This window comes from Dyella sp. (assembly GCF_051954575.1).
In the GTDB taxonomy this organism is placed as follows: Bacteria; Pseudomonadota; Gammaproteobacteria; order Xanthomonadales; family Rhodanobacteraceae; genus Dyella_B.
The window spans coordinates 1-8,214 of the sequence record NZ_JBQCHP010000173.1; the positions used below are offsets into that span (position 1 = coordinate 1).

Below are 8,214 nucleotides of genomic sequence, written 5' to 3' on the forward strand. Positions count from 1 at the left end.
TCCAAACTTCTCTGCCACATGGCATACATGCACCGCACTCCGCCCGAACAACGGCATGCGACTGTGCAGACAAGTCCACACAGGCCATGTGCGGCACATCGCGACATCAACGCGCTGTCCCAAAGTGACTGCTAGTTTGTCCTCTCGGGCGATAGCTGCCGCGCCTGCGAAACCGCATGATCGTAGGCACCATTCGTGAAAGAACGGATGGTGCACTCTTCAGACAGACGATCGGGCGCGCTTGCGCTCTTTCGACGCGATTTTCGGGGCTTCGCACAGGCTCCAAACCGTACAGGGGCGGTCCATGGGCACATTACGCACGCGCTGCAGGCAAGCTGCAGGCTTCACCTTGATCGAGCTGATGATCGTGGTGGCGATCATCGCGATTCTGGCCGCGATCGCCGTGCCGATCTACAGCGACTACATCACGCGCGGCAAGCTGACCGAAGCGCAGAACAATCTGAGCGCCTTGCGTGTGCAGATGGAGCAGTACTTCCAGGACAACCGCACCTATGTGGATGGTGCGGGAAACTGCGGCACCCCCATGCCGGCCACTGGCTCGAACAGCACCGTGAAATATTTCACCTATACCTGTACGGCCACCAGCAGCACCTACAAGATCACCGCCACCGGTGCCACCACGCAGACCGCCAATTTCACCTTCACCATCGATCAGAACAACGTCCACGCGACGACCAGCGACAATAACTGGTACTCCGGCACGATGAGCAGTTGCTGGGTCACTGCCAAAGGAAACTGCCAGTGAAAGCGCCCCACCAGCGCGGCGTCAGCCTGATCGAGCTGATGGTGGCGGTCGCCATCCTGGCGATCCTGGTCATGCTCGGCATGCCCACGTTCCAGCAGTGGACATTGAACACGCGCATCCGCACGGTGACCGAATCGATCCAGAACGGCCTGCGGCTGGCGCGCAACGAAGCCTCGCAACAAAGCCGCTACGTGCGCTTCCAACTTTCTTCCGCCACCAGCTGGCAGGTGTGCGTATTGCCGGCCAGCGCGGCGAGCGCCCAGGCGGCGACCGATTGCAGTACCGCCACCGGCACGGTGCAAAGCTGGAATTCGCCGGGCATGAGCAACGTGCAGGTGGGTGCATCCACGGCGGTGAAGGATGTCGCGTCCAGTTCGTCCTCGGCCAGCACCTATAAAACCATCCTCAGCGGCGGCGTTCCGGCCGGCGTTACCTACAACGCGCTGGGCCGGCCTACCGCTTATGGCAGCGCGTCGATCCTGCGCATCGACGTCACTGCGGCGCAAAGCTCGCTGCAGGCAAGCAGTCGCCGCCTGGTCACCACGATTTCGCCGGGCGGCATGGTGAACATGTGCGATCCGGCTTTCACCTTGAGCAACAACGTAATGGGGTGTCCATGAAGACGACGCTCACCCGCCCGTGCGCGAAACGCCGTGCCCCGCACCAGCGAGGCATCGTGCTGATCGACGCCATGGTCGCGATCCTGATTTTTTCGGTCGGTATTCTTGGCCTGGTGGCATTGCAGGGTTCGGCCATCGAGATGACCAGCAGCTCAAAATATCGCATCAACGCCGCCATGCTGGCCGACCATGTGATCGCGCAGATGTGGGCAAGCGATCCGAGCCAGCTCAAGACGCTGTTCGCGGGCAGCGGTGGCAGTGACGGCAGCAGTGGTGGTGCCAGCTACACCGCATGGGCCAAGCGCCTCGATTGCACGGCAAGCAAGCCCGACGTCGCTTGCCTGCCAGGCGCCAAGGCCAATCCGCCAAGCATCGACGTGGTCGAACAGGACATCTCCAGCTCCGGCAACACGCAATACCAGGTGACGGTCACCGTCTACTGGCAAACGCCCTCCGATTCCACCAAGCACAAATATGTCTCCGTCACCGCGATCGGCAATTGAGGGCTCGATGAATTCCAAGACGGCTACGCGTCAGCGGGGCTTCTCGCTGATCGAACTGATGGTGGGCATGCTGGTGAGCATGCTGTGCTTGCTGGCGATCATGGCTGCCTTCGCGGTATACGAGGGCAAGAAGCGCACCACCACCAGCGGCAACGACGCGCAGCAGAACGGCAGCTACGCGCTGTATACGCTGGAGCGCCAATTGCGTACAGCCGGCTCGAGCATCGTGCAAGGCTACAACTACGGCTTGTGGGGTTGCCCGGTTACCGCCTACACCACCACACCCGCCGGCAAGGTCCAGACGCTACCGGCGCAATCGGCCCTGCCCTCACCGTTCACCTCATCGGGCTGGCCGCTCACCACACGCCTGGTACCGGTGCTGATTGCCTCCGGCGGCAGCAATCCCGACGTGATCGGTGTGGTGGGCGGCAATTCCGCGTTGCAGGTGTTCAAGATTGCCATCGCCGGCACGCCCACGACGAGCAGCGTGGCCGTAGGCAACAGCCTTGGCATCATGACCGGCGATTATCTGCTTGGCACCTTGTCCGATGGCACCTGCGCGCTGGCGCATCTGACCAGTACATCCACGGCGACACAGGTATCGGGCACCACGCTCGCGCTGGACGCCGACAACAGCCCGGCGACCGGCCTGCAGAAGGCCACGTATCTGTTCGATGCTGGCGCCGCGCCGATGTTCACGCTGTTCGGCATCGATGCTTCCACTAATTCGCTGGTGTCGTACGACCTGCTGCAGCGGCCGGTGAATGGGCAAGCCGCCGCGGTCACGCCGATTGCCGATGGCATCGTGCTGATGAAGGCGTTGTACGGCATCCAGACCAGCACCGGCATAAGTTGGGTGCAGCCCACCGGCACGTATTCGATCGACACGCTCACCGCAAGCAGCAGCGCGGCATCGAGCGCCATGGGCAAGATCAAGGCGATCCGCATTGCAATCGTGGCGCAGAGCCGGTTGCCGGAGCGTTCGAGCGATTACACCAACAACAATCCGATCGTCCTGTTTCAGGATCTTGATTCGACACTGCAGTACACCTTCACACCGAATACGCAGTACCGCTACCAGGTGTACGACACCACCATTCCGGTGCGCAACGCGCTGGTCAGCACGCATTATTGAGTGGACGCGACATGACGACCCCTTGCATTTCGCTCGACGCCCGCGATCACCAACGCGGCATGATCTCCACCCTGATGGCGATCATCGTACTGGTAGTATCGCTGCTCGCCGCACTGGCGCTGATGCGCTCGGTGGATACCAGCAACACCATCGCCGGCAGCCTCACCTTTCGCCAGAGTGCGCTGCAGGGAGCCGAGGCCGCGTACGTGGATGCGCAGCAGAAGATCACCTTTACGCAGCCGAACAGCGATAACGATCAGTCCAATCTCGGCTATTACGCGGAACCGCAGCCGGCTACGTCGCGTTCCACCGGCGACATACCGGACATGCTGGTGAATTTGACCTCCGGATTTCAGAAATTTTCTGACACCAACGGCAACACGATCCGTTACGTGGTGGAGCGCCTGTGCCCTTCATCGGGCGCGGCCACGCCGACGCGCTGCATCGTGCCTGGCGCTTCCTTGCTCGGCGGCTCGCTCGCCAACCAGAACTCCGACAACCTCACCTTCAGCAACGGCGCCTATGCGGCCTTCCGCCTGACGGTGCGCGTGGACGGCCCCAAGAACACCACCGCGTACGTGCAGACCTTCATGCGCTGAAAGCCCAGCGCAGACATCTTGCCTCGCCACATGCTCCAAGCCTTCATTCCGGGATCGGCCATGCTCAAAATTTTCCGCCACGTTCGTCTCAACGCAAGGTTGCTGGCATGCATGATGGCGCTGACCGCAAGCGCCGGCGCATCGGCCACGACGCTTTCCGACACGCCGGTATACAGCACTTCCAACGTGCCGGCGAACCTGATGCTGGCGCTGTCGGTGGAATATCCGACCGGCACGGTGGCGGCCTACAAGGACAGCGCCGGGTATGCCATCAAGAACACGTATCTGGGCTACTTCGATCCGGCCAAGTGCTACGACTACAGCAGCACCACCGGCACCGGCTATTTCGCGCCAGTGAGCGGTGTTTCAGGCCCGGTGTGTACCGGACACTGGAGCGGCAACATGCTCAACTGGGCGTTGATGACCTCGCTCGACGAATTCCGCCAGGCGCTCACCGGCGGTAACCGCTCGGTCGATAACGCAACGACGACGGTGCTGCAGCGCTCCAATCTCAATTCGCAAACCACCATACAAAATTTCCCGATCAAAAAGATCGGCACGGGCGTGGGTAACGTGGACGCCTCCACGGTGATCGGTGACAGCCAATATTCCTCGCTGAGCACGGTGTACCTGTTCTCGTACCAGCAAGGCTCCAAGTTCATTATTTCGAACAACTACACGCCGCCCAACGACAAAACCAATCCCAAAACCCCACCGACCGTGGTAAACGACGGCGGCAAAAATTTTTACACCGTCTACAATGCGCAAGTGCAGGTGTGCGTGCCGGGCATACTGGAAAGCAATTGCAATTCGGCACATGCGGCCACCGACTACGTCGGCGCCCATACTTATAACAAGCCTGAAGGCCTGATCCAGCAGAACTACACCAAGATCCGCGTGGGTGCGTCGGCCTATGCCTTCCTCAAAGGCAACAGCCAGCCCAATGGCGTGGTGCGTGCCTTGCTGCGTGACAACGGACCCACCAGCTACAACGGCTACGGCGCGCGCCAGACCAACACGTATTCGGAATGGGATGCTAACACCGGTGCATTCATTACCAATCCTGATGCAGCCGATTCCACTTACGCTACCGCTCCCGGTGGCGTGGCCTTCACAGATAGCGGCGCCATCAATTACCTCAACAAGTTCGGCTACGGCAGCGATTACGAGCAGTACGACAATATCAGCGACCTGTACTGGGCCACGCTTGCCTATTACATGCAGGTGCCACTGGATGCGAGCTACACGACGGGACTCTCGCAGAGCAACAGCACAGACCCTACCTTTCCAGTATTCAAAGGCACCGCGGCCGCCAAGGCCAGCTCGCCAACCATCAACGACCCGATCCAGTTCACCTGCCAGAACAACGCCATCGTGACTATCGGCGATGCACATACCTGGTATGACACGGCCGTACCCAGCACTGCACCGACAGGAGGCACGCTGCTTTCGCCATTGCCGGTGGGCGGCACCGTAGGCGCTGCGCTGGATGCATCCAAATACGTCACCAAACTCGGCAATCTGCCATTGATGGAAGCCCAGGGTACGACGGCCGCCTCGCAGACCATGGCGCAATACCAGAACACCACTGCCCTAGGTACGATTTACGAAATCAGCGGTGCATCCGCAACATACAACATGGCTGGGTTGGCCTACTACGCGCATATCAACGACATCCGAGCCGACATCACCGGCAATCAAAAAATCACGACCTACACCGTCGATGTACTCGAACCCGGCAACTATGACGGCACTTCCAGCCATCCGACCTACAGCCCGTCCAACCTGAGCAGCGGTGCCGGCCCGGACATGTATTGGCTCGCTGCGAAATACGGCGGCTTCAACGATGTCAACGGCGATGGCAATCCCGCTAACATGCTGACCTGGCACACCAACAGCACCAGTGCCACCACGAATGATCTGCGCCCCGACAATTACTTCCCCGGCAATCGGCCCGACCTTATCCAAAGCGGCCTGCAGCAGATCTTCAACAACGTCGCCTCCACGGCGTCGCAGTCCGGCTCGGGCCTGTCGGTCAACTCCAGCCACGGCTTGACTAACGTCACCTCCGGCGCTGCACCGTACTACGCGCCGGTCGCAGGCTTCCCCGCGTACACCACGCAATACACACCGGTGACCTGGACCGGTGATGTGGCCGGCTTCATCGCCACCACCGCCACCGGCAGTGACGTCACGGCAGCTTCCGGCAGCACGCCATGGCACGCGCAATTGCAGCTGGACACGCTGACGCAAACTGCTTCTTCCAGCTCTGGCACTACCACGCTGGGCTGGAGCAGCGGCCGGCGTGTCGTGACCTGGAACGGCAGCAAGGGCGTGCCGTTCCGCTACAGCAGTCTGTCTTCCACCGAACAAGGCATCCTGGACCAGACCGGCAACGGCTCGAAGTTCGTCGACTATCTGCGCGGCGATAAGAGCAACGAAAGCACCCTGTTCCGCGCGCGCACACACATCCTGGGCGACATCGTCAATTCGGCGGCCGTGCTGGTGCAAGGCGCGCTGTCGACGTCCTACTCGGATACGAACAACCCCGGCTATGCCAGCTTCAGCAGCAATGTCGCCAGCCGCCAGCCGGTGGTCTACGTCGGCGCGAATGACGGCATGATGCACGCGTTCGAAGCGGATTTCCTGGGCTCCACCAGCAGCAATCCGGTGACCGGCGGCGGCAGCGAATTGTTCGCCTACGTTCCCAGCATGCTGTTCAACGGACCGAACAACACGCCGCTGGTCGACGGTCTGCCTGCATTGGCCAACCTCGACGGCGTATCGGCCAACAACTTCTCGCACCACTATTACGTCGACGCCACGCCGCAGGTGGCGGATGTGGATTTCACCTACACCAGCGACGGCACGGCCAACCCGAGCACCACCGCCAAGACGGCGGACTGGCACACCATTCTGGTGGGCGGCCTGGGCAAGGGCGGCAAAGGCATCTATGCGCTGGACGTGACCAATGTACCGGCGGCCGTCGATACCACCAGCAGCTCGACGGTGGAAACCTCGCAGGCCAGCAAGGTGCTGTGGGAATTCACCGATGCGGACATGGGCTACAGCTATGGCCCGCCGCTGATCATCAAGACGCGCAAATATGGCTGGGTGGTCGCCATGACCTCCGGCTACAACAACACCGGCGGCAAGCTGGCCGGGCACGGCATTCTCTATATCTTGAACATCAAGACCGGCGCGATCCTGCAGAAGATCGACACCGGCGCAGGCACTGCGACGTCGCCGGCCGGCCTGACGCAAGCCACCGCGTTTACGCAGGACGTCACCGACGGCACGGTCGACCAGATCTACGCCGGCGATCTCTTGGGCAACGTATGGCGATTCGACCTGACCGAAGCGGCGGTGGATTCGTCCGGTACCGCGACCGGTGATTATCCTTCGCCGACCCTGTTCGCCACGCTCGCCGATCCCTCTGGCAAAGCGCAGCCGATCACCACGGCGCCGCGCGTGGAAGAAAGCCTGAGTTCCAACGGCCTTGCCATCCTGCGCTGGGTATTCGTGGGCACCGGCAAATTCCTCGACATCACCGACCTTACCGATACGCAGCAGCAAACCATGTACGCGTTGCGCGACGGCTCCGGCAGCACGCCTTCCACATCGGGATTGCCGCTGAAGCGCACGGCGTTGACAGCCATCACCGACCTCACTCAAGGCACGACTGTGTCGGACAGCTCGACCGGCTGGTACTACGACCTCACCGGTTCGGCCGGCGGCAACAACGGCGGCACCGAGCGCATCGTGGTGGCGCCAGCAGCGGCCACCGGTTTGAACATCGTGGCGTGGACCACGGTGATTCCTTCCAGCGACCCCTGTTCGCTGCAGGGCGCGCTATACGCCACCAACTATTCGGGCGCATCGGTGTTGATGAGTGGCGGCAGCACTGTGAAATACCTCACCACCTCGGCCGCGCCCACCGGCGTGCAGTTACTGCAAAACACCGACGGCACCGTCACGGTGGCATCCAGCACCTCGGCCGGCGTCACCACGTTCAAGGCGGTAAACCAGAACAACAACAGCAACCTGGTCCATCGCGTGAACTGGCGCGAGGTACTTAACTGATAGCGCGCCTTCTTGGCTCATTTGATCGGAAGCATCATAAGTTGGGTTACTCCGTGGGATAACCCAACTTAATGCGGCGATATCGTTGGGTTACCCCCGGATCAAGTCCGGGGTAACCCTACCTACGACACCACTGCATTACCGTGACATCGCGCGGGATATTGCATAGCGAGATGGCCCAACCGAACAGAGATTTGTCCCCCAGCGCCATGGGCATGGCGGGACGATCTGGACACACTGCAGTGGCATCCGCGCGGTGCTGTCGGCGCCACGTTCCCAGTGTCGACGTCAATCAGTAGCGATTCGTGGCATGCACAGCGGCTGACTTCCTCCCTTTGTGGCCGTTGTCCGACTCGCGGCGTCGGAGATGTATCCGCCCACATCTCCGGCGCCGTTTTTTTGTGCCTGATGCCAATGTAGGTTGGGTTACCCCGGCCGTGTTCCGGGGGTGACCCAACAATGCCGCTCCGCAGATGGTGGGTTACCCCCGGGTCAAGTCCGGGGTAAC

General features: G+C 61.3%; 6 protein-coding genes. All 6 read left to right on the forward strand.

What is annotated here, in order from left to right; genetic code table 11:
• Positions 1-304 precede the first annotated feature (304 nt).
• From ACTHNE_RS20185 to ACTHNE_RS20210, 6 genes are read left to right on the forward strand one after another with little or no spacing between them, the layout of a single operon-like run.
• The gene (locus ACTHNE_RS20185; protein WP_324943767.1) at positions 305-766 is read left to right on the forward strand and encodes a type IV pilin protein; all 462 of its coding nucleotides are present in this window, start codon (positions 305-307) and stop codon (positions 764-766) included.
• Positions 763-1,386 carry a pilus assembly FimT family protein gene (locus tag ACTHNE_RS20190; protein ID WP_324943770.1) on the forward strand — a complete coding sequence of 208 codons (624 nt, stop codon included), beginning with the start codon at positions 763-765 and terminating at the stop codon, positions 1,384-1,386. Before ACTHNE_RS20185 ends, ACTHNE_RS20190 begins: the two co-directional genes overlap by 4 nt.
• Complete coding sequence (gene pilV, locus ACTHNE_RS20195; RefSeq protein WP_440270156.1) at positions 1,383-1,889, forward strand: type IV pilus modification protein PilV; 507 nt, start codon at positions 1,383-1,385, stop codon at positions 1,887-1,889. The genes ACTHNE_RS20190 and pilV overlap by 4 nt, the downstream gene beginning before the upstream one ends.
• 7 nt (positions 1,890-1,896) lie before the next feature.
• A complete protein-coding gene (locus tag ACTHNE_RS20200; protein WP_440270157.1) occupies positions 1,897-3,024 on the forward strand; it encodes a PilW family protein in 1,128 nt (375 codons plus the stop codon).
• Positions 3,025-3,035: 11 nt separating this feature from the next.
• Positions 3,036-3,623, forward strand: a complete 588-nt coding sequence (locus ACTHNE_RS20205) for a pilus assembly PilX family protein (protein ID WP_324943778.1) — start codon at positions 3,036-3,038, stop codon at positions 3,621-3,623.
• Between the two features lie 60 nt (positions 3,624-3,683).
• Positions 3,684-7,706 carry a pilus assembly protein gene (locus tag ACTHNE_RS20210; protein WP_440270158.1) on the forward strand — a complete coding sequence of 1,341 codons (4,023 nt, stop codon included), beginning with the start codon at positions 3,684-3,686 and terminating at the stop codon, positions 7,704-7,706.
• Positions 7,707-8,214 lie beyond the last annotated feature (508 nt).

What these genes read in the sequence shown, in the direction of transcription:
- ACTHNE_RS20185 (WP_324943767.1), top strand. Translation starts at nt 305, where the DNA reads ATGGGCACATTACGCACGCGCTGCAGGCAAGCTGCAGGCTTCACCTTG.
- pilV (WP_440270156.1), top strand. Translation starts at nt 1,383, where the DNA reads ATGAAGACGACGCTCACCCGCCCGTGCGCGAAACGCCGTGCCCCGCAC.
- ACTHNE_RS20200 (WP_440270157.1), top strand. Translation starts at nt 1,897, where the DNA reads ATGAATTCCAAGACGGCTACGCGTCAGCGGGGCTTCTCGCTGATCGAA.
- ACTHNE_RS20205 (WP_324943778.1), top strand. Translation starts at nt 3,036, where the DNA reads ATGACGACCCCTTGCATTTCGCTCGACGCCCGCGATCACCAACGCGGC.
- ACTHNE_RS20210 (WP_440270158.1), top strand. Translation starts at nt 3,684, where the DNA reads ATGCTCAAAATTTTCCGCCACGTTCGTCTCAACGCAAGGTTGCTGGCA.